At 40.6% G+C, this 15833-nt stretch carries 15 protein-coding genes and 2 rRNA genes (1 of these 17 cut by a window edge); 2 read left to right on the top strand and 15 right to left on the bottom strand.

Features of this window, described 5'->3' with window-relative positions; genetic code table 11:
• Window positions 1-134 precede the first annotated feature (134 nt).
• The 5 genes from rsmA to metG all read right to left on the bottom strand — a co-directional run bounded on the left by rsmA (window position 135) and on the right by metG (window position 6416).
• Entirely contained in the window at window positions 135-1013 is an 879-nt protein-coding gene (gene rsmA / locus R4Z09_RS00230; protein ID WP_338450459.1) for a 16S rRNA (adenine(1518)-N(6)/adenine(1519)-N(6))-dimethyltransferase RsmA, read from the bottom strand.
• Window positions 1006-1566, bottom strand: a complete 561-nt coding sequence (rnmV, locus tag R4Z09_RS00225) for a ribonuclease M5 (protein WP_338450458.1) — start codon at window positions 1564-1566, stop codon at window positions 1006-1008. The genes rsmA and rnmV overlap by 8 nt, the downstream gene beginning before the upstream one ends.
• A 347-nt stretch (window positions 1567-1913) precedes the next feature.
• Window positions 1914-3092 (bottom strand): ubiquitin-like domain-containing protein, encoded by a 1179-nt coding sequence (locus R4Z09_RS00220; protein WP_338450457.1) that lies wholly within the window; start codon window positions 3090-3092, stop codon window positions 1914-1916.
• A 239-nt stretch (window positions 3093-3331) separates the two neighbouring features.
• Window positions 3332-4099 carry a TatD family hydrolase gene (locus R4Z09_RS00215; RefSeq protein WP_338450456.1) on the bottom strand — a complete coding sequence of 256 codons (768 nt, stop codon included), beginning with the start codon at window positions 4097-4099 and terminating at the stop codon, window positions 3332-3334.
• A 307-nt stretch (window positions 4100-4406) separates the two neighbouring features.
• Window positions 4407-6416: a methionine--tRNA ligase gene (gene metG, locus R4Z09_RS00210; protein WP_338450455.1), complete on the bottom strand. Its 2010-nt coding sequence runs from the start codon at window positions 6414-6416 to the stop codon at window positions 4407-4409.
• 379 nt (window positions 6417-6795) lie between these two features.
• Here metG and R4Z09_RS00205 point away from each other — a divergent pair, with 379 nt between their 5' ends.
• Complete coding sequence (locus tag R4Z09_RS00205) at window positions 6796-7083, top strand: AbrB/MazE/SpoVT family DNA-binding domain-containing protein (RefSeq protein ID WP_338450454.1); 288 nt, start codon at window positions 6796-6798, stop codon at window positions 7081-7083.
• Between the two features lie 73 nt (window positions 7084-7156).
• On the opposite strand, the gene rsmI is transcribed toward R4Z09_RS00205, so the two are convergent.
• The 8 genes from rsmI to R4Z09_RS00165 form a co-directional block, all read right to left on the bottom strand.
• Entirely contained in the window at window positions 7157-8038 is an 882-nt protein-coding gene (gene rsmI / locus R4Z09_RS00200) for a 16S rRNA (cytidine(1402)-2'-O)-methyltransferase (protein WP_338450453.1), read from the bottom strand.
• On the bottom strand, window positions 8016-8297 hold the full coding sequence (locus R4Z09_RS00195; RefSeq protein WP_338450452.1) for a GIY-YIG nuclease family protein: 282 nt from the start codon (window positions 8295-8297) through the stop codon (window positions 8016-8018). The genes rsmI and R4Z09_RS00195 overlap by 23 nt, the downstream gene beginning before the upstream one ends.
• Window positions 8287-8976 carry a tRNA1(Val) (adenine(37)-N6)-methyltransferase gene (locus R4Z09_RS00190; RefSeq protein ID WP_338453168.1) on the bottom strand — a complete coding sequence of 230 codons (690 nt, stop codon included), beginning with the start codon at window positions 8974-8976 and terminating at the stop codon, window positions 8287-8289. Before R4Z09_RS00190 ends, R4Z09_RS00195 begins: the two co-directional genes overlap by 11 nt.
• Before the next feature lie 114 nt (window positions 8977-9090).
• Window positions 9091-9462 carry a DNA replication initiation control protein YabA gene (yabA, locus tag R4Z09_RS00185; RefSeq protein WP_338450451.1) on the bottom strand — a complete coding sequence of 124 codons (372 nt, stop codon included), beginning with the start codon at window positions 9460-9462 and terminating at the stop codon, window positions 9091-9093.
• Window positions 9463-9475: 13 nt separating this feature from the next.
• The gene (locus tag R4Z09_RS00180; protein WP_338450450.1) at window positions 9476-10303 is read right to left on the bottom strand and encodes a stage 0 sporulation family protein; all 828 of its coding nucleotides are present in this window, start codon (window positions 10301-10303) and stop codon (window positions 9476-9478) included.
• The gene (gene holB, locus R4Z09_RS00175; protein WP_338450449.1) at window positions 10296-11303 is read right to left on the bottom strand and encodes a DNA polymerase III subunit delta'; all 1008 of its coding nucleotides are present in this window, start codon (window positions 11301-11303) and stop codon (window positions 10296-10298) included. Before holB ends, R4Z09_RS00180 begins: the two co-directional genes overlap by 8 nt.
• Window positions 11304-11349: 46 nt before the next feature.
• On the bottom strand, window positions 11350-11976 hold the full coding sequence (gene tmk, locus R4Z09_RS00170; protein WP_338450448.1) for a dTMP kinase: 627 nt from the start codon (window positions 11974-11976) through the stop codon (window positions 11350-11352).
• A 20-nt stretch (window positions 11977-11996) separates the two neighbouring features.
• Window positions 11997-13430 carry an aminotransferase class I/II-fold pyridoxal phosphate-dependent enzyme gene (locus tag R4Z09_RS00165; RefSeq protein ID WP_338450447.1) on the bottom strand — a complete coding sequence of 478 codons (1434 nt, stop codon included), beginning with the start codon at window positions 13428-13430 and terminating at the stop codon, window positions 11997-11999.
• 291 nt (window positions 13431-13721) lie between these two features.
• Between R4Z09_RS00165 and R4Z09_RS00160 the strand changes: the two genes are divergently transcribed.
• Complete coding sequence (locus R4Z09_RS00160; RefSeq protein ID WP_338450446.1) at window positions 13722-13937, top strand: sigma factor G inhibitor Gin; 216 nt, start codon at window positions 13722-13724, stop codon at window positions 13935-13937.
• A gap of 166 nt (window positions 13938-14103) precedes the next feature.
• Here the strand turns inward: R4Z09_RS00160 and rrf are convergent.
• Both rrf and R4Z09_RS00150 read right to left on the bottom strand, forming a co-directional pair.
• A 5S ribosomal RNA gene (rrf, locus tag R4Z09_RS00155) occupies window positions 14104-14219 on the bottom strand.
• Window positions 14220-14286: 67 nt separating this feature from the next.
• A 23S ribosomal RNA gene (locus R4Z09_RS00150) occupies window positions 14287-15833 on the bottom strand; it runs 1385 nt beyond the window's last position.

Below are 15833 nucleotides of genomic sequence, written 5' to 3'. Positions count from 1 at the left end.
TTTCAAAAATATACTTCTGACATAAAATATGCAGTAGTCCAGTCATCCGTGAATTAAAAAAGCGAAGGTGTTTTACCGTGCCATCCCGCCATCTAAATTTTTCTTTAAACACAAAAACACCCTAACTGGGTGTTTTAGTTGAAATATGGATATAAGCAATCACTTAAGCGGGCAAACTCCTCAATTGACAAGGACTCGCCTCTTCTCCCGGGCTCAATTCCCGCCTCCTGTAATGAGGATAGAATGATGTCTTTTTTTGCTTTTCCATCCGGAAGCTGACTGGTTAAATTATTTAAAATTGTTTTTCTTCGCTGGGCAAAGCTTCCTCGTGTAACCATGAAAAAGAAGTCTTCGCTAATTACAGGGAAAAGCGGCTCTTTTCGCTTTGTTAACCGAATAACAGCAGAGTCTACATTAGGCTGGGGAATAAAAACCGTCTTCGGGACAATCATTACCGTCTCTGCCTCAGTATAATATTGAATCGCAATGGACAACGATCCATAGTCCTTTGTCCCTGGTTTCGCTGAAATACGATCGGCTACTTCTTTTTGCAGCATGACAACAATTCCCCGAATCGGGAGCCTTTCCTCTAGTAATTTCATGATAATTGGTGTTGTCACATAGTACGGTAAATTGGCCACTACCATGACATCATCTATTCCGGAAAATTCCTGCTCCATCACTTCCCGAACATTTGCCTTAAGCACATCTTGATGGATGATGGTTGTGTTGTCGTATGGGGCTAGTGTTTCCTCCAGGATTGGAAGCAGGCGCTGATCAATTTCGAAGGCAACTACCTTTTTACATCTTTTAGCCAGCTGTTCTGTTAACGCACCTATGCCGGGACCGACTTCTATTGCCGCTGATTCATCTGTCAGACCGGCATGATCAACAATATTTCTTAAGATATTTGTATCAATTAAAAAATTCTGTCCTAAGCTCTTTTTAAAGGAAAATCCGTATTTCTCTAAAATTTCCCTTGTTCTGAGAGGTGTTGCAATATCCTTATGCATCTTGTTCCTCCTTGCGGATTACCTCAACGGCTTCGATAAATTTCTTCTTGCTAATTTCAAATACCATCAGCCGCTTATGAAGTTGTTTTCCGTTCGTATAACCGATTTTAAGTAATCTTCCCAGCTTCTCTCTTCTAACCTTTGCCCCGCCGCCGCCAATAAAGCCTGCAGCGATTAAGTCTTCGTGGGTGATTTCCTCCTTAGCCTCTTCGTGCATTAGCTGGGCATCCTTTAATGCTTGTCTAATCGTTTCCACTGAGGCATGTTCCACTCCGACACCTTTACCACGCTTATGTATAGCCATTTCCTTTGGAATAAAGGCATGCTTACAGCCAGGAACCTGCTCGGCAATGGTATTACGAATTTTTTGGCCTGGATAGTCTGGATCTGTTAAGACAATCACGCCTCTTGTCTGCTGAGCCAATTTTATTTTCTCAATGGTCTCATCATTAATTGCTGATCCATTCGTTTCAATCGTATCGGCATTTACCGCCTGTTGAACAGCAGTCGTATCATCCTTACCCTCGACCACAATAATCTCTTTAATTTTCATTTTGCCTCCATAAAAATAGGCTATGTTAAAGAATAGTTTTGATTTTTATTAGCCAGTTGATTGCAGTGGAAGGCACGCAGACTCCTGCGGGAGAAGCGAGAAAGAAGAGACCCCGCAGACACGCAGTGTCGAGGAGGCTCGGCGGTCGCCCTAAGGTACGCGAAGTGCCTGGAACGGAAATCAACTACTATGTTTAACAGAGCCAAAAATAAAAAATAAAATAAAAATGCAAATAAAATGAAACATTTTTGTAACTTATCCGTCTATATATATAAATACAAACCTTATTATAGCTTAAGTAATTAAAAAAGAAAAAACGCAGAGGCATAAAACCCCTGCATTGTTGTTTAGTCTAAAACTTTTATCTTAACTGTTTTTCTACCCCATTGGTAAGCATCCTGCTTTGAGGCAATGAACACGTCAATTTTATTTCCTTTAATAGCACCGCCGGTATCAGCAGCAATTGCATAACCATATCCTTCAACGTATACTTTTGAGCCAAGCGGAATCACGCTAGGATCAACAGCAATTACCTTGGCATTCGGATTTGCATGTAAATTAACTCCCGTAGCAGTAGTCCCGGAACAACCACTGCAGCTTGCCGTATAGGCAGTCGCAGTAACATATATTTCTCTTCCACTTTCTGCTCCACGGGATGCAACTTCGGTAATTTCCTTTGCACCTACAGCAACAACTTGGTCTACTTTTTCTTTAAGGACCTTCTCATTCATTACGACACGAGAAACCTCTTGACCATTTTCTTTTGTTACTTCATATTCTCTTGAAACAAGGCCTTCCTGGCCGGGTGTCAGCATCTTTTCTGACCCTTTATCTAAATTATCATCTTTCTGAGTGACTACAGCAAAGCTTAATGGTTCTTCCACTACATCGGTGACTTTTTCTACTCTAATGACATTGACAATGCCATGTTCTGAAACAGTGTTCTCTAAACCTGGCTCAACCCGGTCTAGTTGTGTTAGTGTAATTCCCTGTTGTTTTAAAAAGTCAGCGACCGTAGTCGAAGTGGACCATACTTCCTTCACTACTCCACCATCATTAAGAGTAAGAGGGAATGCTTTATTGAATACTACATTCATGCCTTTTTGCAATACTGTACTGGGCCTGGGCTTTACTTGATCAAACTCATTTATTTCAATGTTTTGTTCCTTTAAAAATTCCTCAACAGTTAGAGCTGTCGTCCAAATCGCTTTCTCTTCGTTTATGGTTGATAGTTGAACCTGTTTTGCCGATTTCCAAACAACTTTCAAATTGTCCGTTACCCTTGTATCCTTCGATGGTAACAAATAGTCTTTAGATTGCAATGATATATCTGCTTCTTCAAGTACCTCTTGAACGGTTTCTGCATGTGTTTTTATGACTCTTTCTTTCCCATCAAGGGATAGAGTCACTGACTTCTTCGAGGTTTCATATGTAACAAAGCCCGCTGAAAACAGCAAAACTATGAAACTCGCAATTATAATAGACCATTTTTTGGTGTTAACTAGCTTGGAAAACAGGTTTTTCACGTTTTGACTCCCGATGAAAAACGCCTCCTTTTCTCTTCGAGTGATTATATAAACAATCCTACCTGCTGTCAACCCCTCCACTTTCCCCAAGGTTAGTTCCTATTATGCTGAGTACATGCTAAAAAAGTAAAGCGTGAGTTATCGACACGGTTATCCAACGAAGCTAAGGAGACGTGTAGAACTAGAAAGAAATTAGTAAAAATTGGACAAATATTCACCTGAATCGACAGCAAAACGCATCAGTTTATGTCGAATATTTTTTTTGCATTTTCAGTTGTGATTCTTTCAACCTCATCTACCGGAATTTCCTTCAATTCAGCTATTTGTTCCGCTACCAGCCGCACATAAGCAGGTTCATTTCGTTTCCCCCTATATGGATGTGGTGCTAAATACGGACAGTCTGTTTCGATCAGAAGCTTATCAAGCGGAACCTCCTTGGCAACCTCTTTTGGTTTTTTTGCATTTTTAAATGTAACCGGTCCGCCAAGAGAAATAAGGAAATTCAATTTAATGCATTCCATTGCAGTTTCAGCACTTCCGCTGAAACAGTGCATAATGCCGCCGACCTCTTCGGCACCTTCTTCCTTCAAAATGGTCATAATATCTGCAGTTGCTTCACGATTATGAATAACAATTGGCAGCTTTACCTTTTTCGCCAAACGAATTTGTCTTCTAAAGACCTCCTGTTGCACATCCTTTGGTGATTTATCCCAATGATAATCTAAACCCATCTCACCAAGTGCGACTACTTTCGGATGTGCTGATAATTCCTCAATCCATAACAGATCTTCATCTGTCATGTCAATGGCATCAACCGGGTGCCAACCGACACTTGCATATAAAAAATCATAAGCTTCAATCAGTTCCATTGCCTTTTGAATCGTTGGGCGGTCAAACCCGACAACTAGCATGCGTTCCACGCCAGCCTGCCTTGCCCTCTCAATTACTTCCGTCAGATCTTCTTCAAATTGCTCCGCATTTAAATGGACATGTGTATCAAAAAGCATGACAATCTCCTTCCAAGAGTATTATTAATTTTTCATTACATTTATATCAAATGTGTATCTATATAATAGAAGAAACTTGTATAGACAATCTCTATTCATATAAAAATAAAGGAGAATCAATAATCATTCCTTATTAAAACTTCATTAATTGATTGATAATTTCAATATAAAAGTACAACACATAATGTTCCACGTGAAACAAATTTCGACAATATTACCATAGGTTTACAAGTGATACAGTTTCATTACTTAATACGTGATAAAAAAACAACAGCGGGGGATAACAGCCCCCGCTTGTACGTATATTCTATTTCACCTTTGAACCGAGCGGTAAGGTTTGTGGAACGGTAGCTAACGCTAATTTTCCATCTTTGCTGCCGGCTAAAATCATTCCTTGCGATAATTCGCCTCTTAGCTTAACCGGCTTTAGGTTTGTCACACAAATCACTCTTTGACCAACGAGTTCTTCCGGTTTATAGTATTGGGCAATCCCTGAAACAACCTGGCGTGTTTCATAGCCAAGGTTCAGCTGTAATTTCAATAGCTTATCAGCCTTTTTGACAGGTTCGGCTTCCATTACTTCCGCAACACGCAGATCTACCTTCATGAAGTCATCAATCGTGATCTCATCTACTTCAGGTACAGCTTCTGCCTTTTCCTCTTTCTTTACTTCTGCATTCGTCTCTGTTCCCTGCATTTTCATTTTGATGTAGCTTACTTCCTCTTCAATATCTAGACGAGGGAAAATCGGATCACCCTTCATAACCTTGATGCCTTCTCCAATTTGGCCAAATTGAGCAAGACTATCCCACGTTGTAAATCCTTCATTATTCATGCCAAGTTGGGCAAAAATTTGTTTTGGTGCTTCTGTTAAGAACGGCTGCAGCATAATAGCTATTCTTCTCAATGACTCAGCTAGATGGACCATAACATCTGCAAGCTTGGACTGATTCTCTTCAACCTTTGCCAGCTGCCAAGGCTGTGTTTCATCAATATATTTATTCGTACGGCTGACTAATTGCCAAATAGCAGTCAAGGCCACGGAGAATTCCATTTTTTCCATTGCTTCTTCATATTTCGCAACAGTTGCTTGATTTGACTCAAAGAGTGCATTCTCATAATTACCTGTGGAGCCATTGTACGCTGGAATGACACCATCAAAATACTTATTGATCATCGCTACTGTACGATTGAGAAGGTTTCCTAAATCGTTTGCAAGGTCAAAATTCAAACGCTCTACAAAGCCTTCAGGAGTAAACACACCATCTGCTCCAAAAGGTACTTCTCTTAATAGATAGTAGCGTAATGCATCAAGTCCGTACCGGTCAATTAAAGTAACCGGATCAACAACATTTCCCTTTGACTTCGACATTTTGCCGTCTTTCATTAACAGCCATCCATGAGCAAACACCTTTTTCGGTAGTGGAAGATCTAACGCCATTAACATAATTGGCCAATAGATCGTATGGAAACGGACAATTTCCTTCCCTACTAAATGAACATCTGCCGGCCAATATTTGTTATATTTCGTTTCATCCTTTGAACCATAACCAAGTGCCGTAATATAATTTGTCAGCGCATCGATCCATACATAAATAACATGCTTTGGATTACTTGGGATTTTAATTCCCCAATCAAACGTAGTCCGCGATACAGCCAAATCCTCTAGGCCAGGCTTAATAAAGTTATTAATCATTTCATTTTTTCGTGACTCCGGCTGAATAAACTCAGGGTTTTCTTCATAGTATGCTAGCAGACGGTCTGCATATTTACTTACTTTAAAGAAATAAGACTCTTCCTTTACCTTTTGGACAGGTCTGCCGCAGTCAGGGCAATTTCCTTCTTCCGTTAATTGCCTTTCTGTAAAATAGGATTCACAAGGTGTACAATAGGAGCCTTCATATTCCCCTAAATAAATATCGCCTTGTGCTAAAAGTTTTTCAAAGATATCAGCAACTACTTTCGTATGACGCTCTTCTGTCGTCCGGATAAAATCATCATAAGAAATATCCAGTTTTCTCCAAAGATCCTTTATCCCTGATACAATCTCATCCACATACTGCTGTGGAGTGATTCCTTTTTCTTGTGCCTTTTGCTGTATTTTTTGGCCATGCTCATCGGTTCCTGTCAAATACATAACATCATAACCACGCAGGCGCTTATACCTTGCCATCGCATCACCGGCAACTGTTGTATATGCATGCCCTATATGTAGATTTCCACTTGGATAATAGATAGGAGTTGTTAGATAAAAGGTTTTTCTCTGTTCTCCCATTCTTTTTGCCTCCTTTGCTATCTGCTCTGTCAAATATACCATCTTTCATTATATCTCTTTAATCGGCACCCGCAAAATATTTTCAGAATGAATACATATATATTTTAAAAGTATTGACACCAAGCCGCTAAACTAACCTTCTTCTTTTACAAACAGATAACAATAATTAAAAGTTATTTACGGTATAAATTGGTAGTGGAATTATAGCAGTTATTTTTTGTAAAATAATATTAGAATTGTTATAATCAAACCTAACAAAAGCCAAATTACCAATGGAAAAAATTACAATATTATAGGGAAATAAAGTAATTGACGTTTTTTGGAATAGTTGCTATGATGAAAAAGCAATAGAATTGTCGAATTTTGACGAAAAAACAAAAAATAGATAAATAAATTACTAGATTGGAGTGGAGAGAGAATAATGAAATCTACAGGTATTGTTCGTAAAGTTGATGAACTTGGACGCGTAGTCATTCCTATAGAATTAAGACGTACACTTGGTATTGCAGAAAAGGATGCATTAGAAATTTATGTTGATGATGACCGCATCATCCTTAAAAAGTATAAACCAAATATGACTTGTCAAATTACTGGTGAAGTATCAGACGACAATCTGCAATTAGCCGGAGGTAAGCTGATCTTAAGCCGTGAAGGCGCTGAAAAGCTAATTAAGGAAATCCAGGAAAACTTTGACCTGGTTAATAAATAATACTCTTCATTGAAAAAGCTTCTCAATACGAGAAGCCTTTTTTTGTATATTAAACGGAGTAGTTGATTTCCTTTTATTCTTCCCCGATATGATACATATGGTATACATCGCGTTTATTCATATTTCGATCTTTTGCTGTCTGCTTAATGGCTTCTTTTGAGCTTAATTCTTTTACTTCCATATAATGGCGTACATGCTCCTCAACAGACAGTTCCTCCCACCAGAGTGTTGTTTCTTGATCAGCTGCCGGTTCCCCCGCTTCAAGAATTAAACAAAACTCCCCACGAATCTCTTCCTTTGCTGCCCATTCCATTATTTCTGAGACTGTCCCGCGAATAAATTCCTCATATCTTTTTGTCAGCTCACGGCAGATGGCCATTTTTCGATTTCCCAGCACTTCCTGAATTAAGCCAAGCGTTTCCTTTAAACGATGCGGTGCTTCATAAAGGATGATCGTTGCCGGTATATGCAGCAATTGGTCGAGCTGCTTACGCTTTTCCTTTTTTTGTCGGTCTAGAAAGCCAAAAAAGTAAAACGATTTCGTTGAAAGTCCTGATGCAATTAATGCTGTCAAAGCAGCATTTGCCCCCGGAAGCGGAACAACTGTCAGCTGCTCTTGCACTGCTTCAACCACTAACTCATAGCCTGGGTCAGATATAGTAGGTAAACCAGCATCGCTGATAAGAGCAACCTTTGAACCTTCCTTAAGTAAATTGATAATTTTCCGTCCGCCAGTCTCTTTGTTATGCTCGTGATAGCTCATAAGCGGAGTATCAATCTCAAAGTAATGACATAGCTTTTTTGAATTACGTGTATCCTCAGCAGCGATATAGTCCGCTTCTTTTAATATCCTGATTGCCCGATAGCTCATGTCCTCCAAATTACCGATCGGCGTTGGGACAAGATATAAGATTCCCTTCGTATCCTCTTGATCAAAGCTCTTTTGCTGCCACATAAGTACCCTCTTTTATCATATATTGTAGTTTCTTCTTGCGATCCAATTGTTTAAAAGCATATTCAGCCTTTAATGCTTCGCTTTTCGTCAAAAAGTGTTTGAAATGAATCAGCTTTAATGGTCCTCTGCCTCTTGTATATTTTGCTCCCTTTCCCTCATTATGGAGTTTTACTCTTCGCTTTAAATCATTTGTATAGCCAGCATAAAGGCTGCCGTCCTTACAGGACAGTACATAAAAATAATGTTCCTCATTCTCCATATAGAATCTTCCTCATCTCAGATGTATATTCGTTATCATCCTGATAAACAATTAACGGAGGTAAGATCTTGAGATCCGGTTTGCCATTCTTAATCGCTTCAATTAATAACGTATTAGCTTCCTTTCCAGCCTTTGGGTAAACAAATTGAAGCCGCTTTGGTTCTAGTTTATATTTTCTCATAAGCGTAATAATATCAATCAGACGCCCTGACCGGTGAACAAAGGAAACCTTTCCCCCTTGTCTGACAAGCTGGCTTGCAGCATAAACAGCATCCTCCAATGTGCACAGGATTTCATGGCGGGCAATGGCTAAATGCTCATTTTCATTGATCTCCTCTTGTGAGGGAGTAATAAAATATGGTGGATTACAGGTCACAACATCAAACTTACCATATCCCAGCTGTTTTGGCATTTCCTTGATGTCACCATGAATCATATGTAATCTATCACTAAGTCCATTATATTCAATACTGCGAACGGCCATATTGTAGAGGCGCTCCTGGATTTCCACCCCTGTAATTGTGCCCTTTGATCTCAAACTTAAAAATAAAGGGATCACTCCATTACCGCTGCATAAATCAAGCAATTTTCCCTTTTGAATGGGAACATATGTGAATTTTGCCAGCAAAACAGCATCAAGCGAAAAGGAAAATACAGAAGGACTTTGAATGATTTTCATTTTTTCAGCCAGTAAATAATCAAGTCTTTCATCCCCAATCAATTCAACCAAAAGTGAATCCCCCTTATATACTCTTAAAAAATAGCCTTCCCAAAAAGCTAGGAAGGCTGTCCATTATTTTTTATTTAAAAAGGATAAGCAGAAGATACAATCTCCCTCTGTCCGAGGACTTCCAAATTGGAGATTACAAATATGAAATCCCTCCTGATAAAGACGGGCAAGGTTATCGTATCCTTCTCCAATATCCACAACTCCATGATCAGTGGACTCAGTCTTTTTCTCGTCCCTTTTATTGCTCTTAATTGACTTCGCATTTTCTGAAATTTCTTCCAGGCGGCGTCTAATATGTTCGTTTTCCAGCTTCAAAGAGTTATTTTCTTCGAGGACTTCCGCTAAGTGCTGCTTTAACTCACCAAGCTGTTGGTACAAATGTCCAATTTGCTTTTCCATATTACTTACTGAATCAAATATTTCTTTTTTATCCACTGGTTCCACCTCATCAGTCTGTGGATTGTACCGGTACAGCACCTTCTTTAATAACTTCATCCAACGTATATTCTAACACGCGCTCAAGCTTTGGAATTTCGACTTGAAGCACTTTTTCAAGGATGTTAAGACCCACTACTTTTCCTGATCCTGCCGGTGTTTCAATCCATTGTCCAAGATCAGGCAGTAATTCCTTTGCAGATTCGTATTCATCATTTTCATATTTTAAACAGCACATCAGTCTTCCACATAATCCGGAGATTTTCGTTGGATTTAGCGATAGATTTTGATCTTTTGCCATTTTAATAGAAACAGGTTCAAAATCACCTAAAAAAGTAGAGCAGCAAAGCATCCTGCCGCATGGGCCAATCCCACCCAGCATCTTTGCTTCATCCCTGACACCGATTTGACGAAGCTCAATTCTCGTCCGGAAGATAGCTGCTAAATCCTTTACAAGTTCACGGAAGTCTACCCTGCCATCGGCTGTAAAATAAAAAATGATTTTATTACGATCAAAGGTATATTCAACATCAACCAGCTTCATATCCAGTTGATGGATTGATACTTTTTCATTGCAAACGTCATATGCTTCTTTTGCAGCCGCCCGATTTTCCTCAACTATCAAACGATCCTTTTGATCCGCAATTCTCAGTACCTTTTTTAAAGGAAGAACAACATCATTCTCATCCACTTGTTTAGGGCCAATGACTACCTGTCCATACTCAACGCCCCTTACAGTCTCAACGATAACGAAATTATTCTTTAGAATTGGCAGATCGCCGGGATCAAAATAATATATTTTACCCGCTTTTTTAAAGCGTACGCCAACTACCTCATACAACTGACGATCCCTCCTGCAATCTAAGCACAAGCTCCTCCATTAATAACTGTGGATTCATATTTGCCTGCAGCTTTTTCTTTGCCTCCAATATGATTGACATTTGATCCGCCAGACGCCGTCCTGAAGTTTGTAAGGCAAACTGCTCTAGTTTGTTCGCCTCACTCACAAAAACAGTCTGCCCCTGCTTCCCAAATTGTATATATAGTAAATCCTTAAAAATAAGAAGTAAAAGATCTAATCCACGATCAATTTGTTCTTTATCCTTAAAATGCAAGAACCATTCCTCTTGAAGATACACCATTGCTTCAAGGGAATTCTTCCTAAGCACTTCATATAATTTTACCACTATCTTTTGTGCTTGTGCAAACCATTCATCATTGTTTAGTTCTAAAGCTTCATCCAAATTATTCGTTAGCTGGGATAGTATGGGCGCCCGGTGCTCTTTCACACCTAGCTCCACCAACTTGTGGATCATATGTTCACTCGATAACGGTCTAAAAGATAAGGTTTGACAACGGGATAGAATGGTTGGCAGCATTCTTTGAACCTGCTCAGTCATTAAAATAGCGTAGGTCTGTTGATAGGGCTCTTCTAAAAATTTCAATAAACTATTAGCTGCATTTACGGTCATCCGATCAGCATGAATAATCATATATAATTTTTGCTTTGATTCGACACCCGTTTTTGAGAACTCCTCTTGCAGCTGCTGAATCTGTTGTTTTTTAATAGACAGCCCGTCAGGCTCCACAATATGAATGTCAGGATGGTTGCCATGATTAATTCTTTTACAATTATTGCATTCCTCACAGGGGATGACTCCCTCAATTGGTGACATACAAAATAGACTCTTTGCCAATAGAATTCCTGTTTCCCGTTTTCCTGTCCCTTTCATGCCTTCAAATAAATAGGCATGGGCAAGCCGCTTTTTTTCTATACTATTTTTAATCATTTTTAATACAACTGGTTGAATTTCTTCAAGCTCTTGCCACGTTTTTGCCAAAGCGATCACTCACTAACATATAAATATTAATAGAATCTAAAGTCTATTATATAACACGTAATACCTCGTTTGCTACGTGTTCATATACAGCCTCGATCGACTGAGAGGCATCTATTTCAATAATTCGGTTTGGAAATCTCTTGCATAATAAATGATAGCCCTCGCGAACTTTACGATGAAATTCAAAACTCTCAAGGTCAAGGCGGTTAATCTCCCTTCCCTTATCCTGATTAATCCGCTCCAAACCGATCTTTGGATCAATATCAAAATAAAGGGTTACGTCCGGCATCATCTCTTCAATCGCAAATTGGTTAATGGCATATACTTCATCAATTCCTAAGCCTCTAGCATAGCCCTGATAGGCAAGAGAACTGTCAATAAACCGATCACATATCACAATATACCCATTGTTGATAGCGGGTAATACCCTTTCGACAAGATGCTGTCTCCGAGCAGCGGCATAAAGGAGCGCCTCCGTTCTCGCATCCATTGCTTTATTTTCTTTATCTAAAATGACACTCCTGATTTTTTCCGCAATTTCGATACCCCCGGGCTCTCTTGTACTTATAGCTGGGTATCCTTCTGAATTCAACTTTTCCATTAGCAATTCTATGATTGTCGTTTTGCCGGCTCCCTCAGGACCCTCTATTGTAATAAATACACCTTTTTTCACCATAATCCTCCAACCTTTGACTACTTCTTTGTAAAAATTGTAATGTAACGATCGTATATATGTTTTGTGCCCTGGAATCTCGCCCCCAAGCCAACTAATGTTTCTATTTGGTCAACCATTCTTTTGGTAATGATCTCACCAGGAAATATTAACGGAATTCCTGGAGGATACGGAATAATTTTTTCTGCGCAAATTTCTCCGACCGCATCATCGATAGATACCCTTCTAACCTCAAAATGCTCCATTTCCTTATTCGATATTACAGGTGTGGAGATAACCGGAGTATAGTCTACCACGTTTTCCTCTCTATTGGTATCTCGTACATCCTTCAATGAACGCTTTATACCGTCCACGATTGGTTGAAAGGGAAAATAATTGCCATCTTTTAATAGTGGTAATACAAGCAATACATTGTATGGATCGGCCAGCTCCGTATAAATTCCTTCCTGCTCGAAAGACGTCTGTAATTCAAAACCGTTGAATTGACTAGCCGTTTGCAGTGTAACTTTTAATAGGTCACCCTCGCCATCATATTCCAAAACCTTGATCCCGTCTAGTTGCTTTAGGCTCTCTTTAAATGTACGGACCTGCTCGATGAGATAACAATGGTCTTCAGTTGAATAGGTTCCTAAGTAGCTCCTAGCAAGATCGAGAGAAGCCATAATGGGATAGGATGGGCTGCTTGACTGGAGGATATGAAGATATTTTTCAAGTAAATCGATTGCAATCCTTTTGCTATTAACATGAAGGAAAGACCCCATTGTCATGGCAGGGAGTGTTTTATGGGCGGATTGCACGACAATATCAGCTCCCAGCTGTACCGCTGACTTTGGAAAGCTGCCGCCGCTGATAAAATGGGCTCCGTGTGCTTCATCTACCAGCACGGGAATATCCCTTTTATGGGCAAGCCTGATAATTTCCCCCAATTCATTTACCATACCATAATAGTTTGGATAGGTTAGGATGACGGCTTTGGTATCAGGATAGGACTCCAATCCCTTTTTCATGATTTCTACTGATACTCCACCTGAAACACCCCAGCCCTGATGAAAATCAGGGCCGAGAAATACTGCTCTTGCACCGGATAATTCAATCCCATTCAAAATCGATTTATGACAATTCCGTTGGACAAGGACCGTATCATTTTCTTTTAACGCTGCCATAATCATGGCCAAATTTCCAACTGTTGAACCATTCACTAAAAAATAACTTTTTTCTACACGATATAAATGGGAAAGCAGATTCTCTGCCTCCAAAATGACTCCTTCTGGAGAATGGAGATCATCAAGTCCTGCTAGTTCAGTAGCATCTAATTTTAGTAGTTCACGAAAATAGGACTTTTTAGACTCAGAAAAAACGGCACCATATTTATGTCCCGGAACATGAAGGGAAATAGGATGGTTTTCATTATGTAGAATGAGTTGATCATATAAAGGAGTTTTTGATTGGTCCATTTTTCACCATACTCTCAACTATAAATATTTAATACTTAGTATATTATGCATTTTATAGACTTAAATCCTGCATTTCCTATTTATTGTACCAAACCATACAGAGCTTCTAAAGTGGAAGTTCAATCAGGTTAATTCTCAGTGTTTGAGCATTTTATCAAGTTTGGTTTGAAAAGATTCAATAAGACATACAAACAATTGATACAGTTTACATACAATATTAATCAGTTAATCTACGTGAAAGAATTTTCCTAATTTTGTATACAACTAAGATAATCTGGGCAGGATACTGATATGGAGGTGAGTGTATTGGATTCATTAGCAAGAGAGCAAATGGGAGAAAAATGTGTGATTTGTGAGGAACAAAAGAGAAAGGGCATCCATTTATACACATCATTTATTTGTATGGATTGCGAAAAGGATATTATTACCACTGATACGAACGACCCAAAGTATAAATATTACTTAAAAAAACTAAAAAAAATTACTACACCAGAGATTTTTTCCTAACAAAAAAGGGCACCTGATTTAGATGCTCTTTTTTATATAGGATGAAGAAGCTTTGTGCTTTTAATATATACTTCTAATCACTTTACATAATCTAAAACATTATTCAGCGTTTATTATGTGTAATTACACAAAGACAAAAAAAGAGTACCCGATTGGATACTCCCTTGCTTGGCGACGTCCTACTCTCACAGGGGCAAGGCCCCAACTACCATCGGCGCTGAGAAGCTTAACTTCCGTGTTCGGGATGGGAACGGGTGTAACCTTCTCGCTATCGTCACCAAACTATTTGGTTTGAGGAATTGTTCCCTCAAAACTAGATAATGCTGAAGAAAAAATAAGTAATCAATATTAGGTTAAGTCCTCGACCGATTAGTATTTGTCAGCTCCACGTGTCACCACGCTTCCACCCCAAACCTATCAACCTGATCATCTTTCAGGGGTCTTACTAGCTTAACGCTATGGGAAATCTCATCTCGAGGGGGCTTCATGCTTAGATGCTTTCAGCACTTATCCCTTCCGCACATAGCTACCCAGCGATGCTCTTGGCAGAACAACTGGTACACCAGCGGTGCGTCCATCCCGGTCCTCTCGTACTAAGGACAGCTCCTCTCAAATTTCCTACGCCCACGACGGATAGGGACCGAACTGTCTCACGACGTTCTGAACCCAGCTCGCGTACCGCTTTAATGGGCGAACAGCCCAACCCTTGGGACCGACTACAGCCCCAGGATGCGATGAGCCGACATCGAGGTGCCAAACCTCCCCGTCGATGTGGACTCTTGGGGGAGATAAGCCTGTTATCCCCGGGGTAGCTTTTATCCGTTGAGCGATGGCCCTTCCATGCGGAACCACCGGATCACTAAGCCCGACTTTCGTCCCTGCTCGACTTGTAGGTCTCGCAGTCAAGCTCCCTTGTGCCTTTACACTCTACGAATGATTTCCAACCATTCTGAGGGAACCTTTGGGCGCCTCCGTTACTTTTTAGGAGGCGACCGCCCCAGTCAAACTGCCCACCTGACACTGTCTCCCACCCCGATCAGGGGTGCGGGTTAGAATGTCAATACAGCCAGGGTAGTATCCCACCGACGCCTCCACCGAAGCTGGCGCTCCGGCTTCTCAGGCTCCTACCTATCCTGTACAAGCTGTACCAAAATTCAATATCAGGCTACAGTAAAGCTCCACGGGGTCTTTCCGTCCTGTCGCGGGTAACCTGCATCTTCACAGGTACTATAATTTCACCGAGTCTCTCGTTGAGACAGTGCCCAGATCGTTACGCCTTTCGTGCGGGTCGGAACTTACCCGACAAGGAATTTCGCTACCTTAGGACCGTTATAGTTACGGCCGCCGTTTACTGGGGCTTCAATTCAAAGCTTCGCTTACGCTAACCTCTCCTCTTAACCTTCCAGCACCGGGCAGGCGTCAGCCCCTATACTTCGCCTTGCGGCTTCGCAGAGACCTGTGTTTTTGCTAAACAGTCGCCTGGGCCTATTCACTGCGGCTTTTCAGGGCTATTCACCCTAAAAAGCACCCCTTCTCCCGAAGTTACGGGGTCATTTTGCCGAGTTCCTTAACGAGAGTTCTCTCGCTCACCTTAGGATTCTCTCCTCGCCTACCTGTGTCGGTTTGCGGTACGGGCACCTAATCCTCACTAGAGGCTTTTCTTGGCAGTGTGGAATCAGGAACTTCGGTACTATATTTCCCTCGCCATCACAGCTCAGCCTTCACGTCAACGGGATTTTCCTCGCTGACAGCCTAACTGCTTGGACGCGCTAATCCAGCAGCGCGCTTACCCTATCCTCCTGCGTCCCCCCATCGTTCAAACGGATTTTGGTGGTACAGGAATATCAACCTGTTGTCCATCGCCTACGCTTTTCAGCCTCGGCTTAGGTCCCGACT

It is taken from the genome of Niallia oryzisoli (assembly GCF_036670025.1).
Lineage (GTDB): Bacteria > Bacillota > Bacilli > Bacillales > Cytobacillaceae > Bacillus_BD > Bacillus_BD oryzisoli.
This window is presented reverse-complemented; position numbering and strand designations above follow the sequence as displayed.

What these genes read in the sequence shown, in the direction of transcription:
- rnmV (WP_338450458.1), bottom strand. Translation starts at nt 1,566, where the DNA reads ATGAAAATTAAAGAGATTATTGTGGTCGAGGGTAAGGATGATACGACT.
- R4Z09_RS00195 (WP_338450452.1), bottom strand. Translation starts at nt 8,297, where the DNA reads ATGGAGAATGAGGAACATTATTTTTATGTACTGTCCTGTAAGGACGGC.
- R4Z09_RS00165 (WP_338450447.1), bottom strand. Translation starts at nt 13,430, where the DNA reads ATGGACCAATCAAAAACTCCTTTATATGATCAACTCATTCTACATAAT.
- R4Z09_RS00205 (WP_338450454.1), top strand. Translation starts at nt 6,796, where the DNA reads ATGAAATCTACAGGTATTGTTCGTAAAGTTGATGAACTTGGACGCGTA.
- R4Z09_RS00190 (WP_338453168.1), bottom strand. Translation starts at nt 8,976, where the DNA reads ATGAAAATCATTCAAAGTCCTTCTGTATTTTCCTTTTCGCTTGATGCT.
- rsmI (WP_338450453.1), bottom strand. Translation starts at nt 8,038, where the DNA reads ATGTGGCAGCAAAAGAGCTTTGATCAAGAGGATACGAAGGGAATCTTA.
- metG (WP_338450455.1), bottom strand. Translation starts at nt 6,416, where the DNA reads ATGGTATATTTGACAGAGCAGATAGCAAAGGAGGCAAAAAGAATGGGA.
- rsmA (WP_338450459.1), bottom strand. Translation starts at nt 1,013, where the DNA reads ATGCATAAGGATATTGCAACACCTCTCAGAACAAGGGAAATTTTAGAG.
- R4Z09_RS00215 (WP_338450456.1), bottom strand. Translation starts at nt 4,099, where the DNA reads ATGCTTTTTGATACACATGTCCATTTAAATGCGGAGCAATTTGAAGAA.
- R4Z09_RS00160 (WP_338450446.1), top strand. Translation starts at nt 13,722, where the DNA reads ATGGAGGTGAGTGTATTGGATTCATTAGCAAGAGAGCAAATGGGAGAA.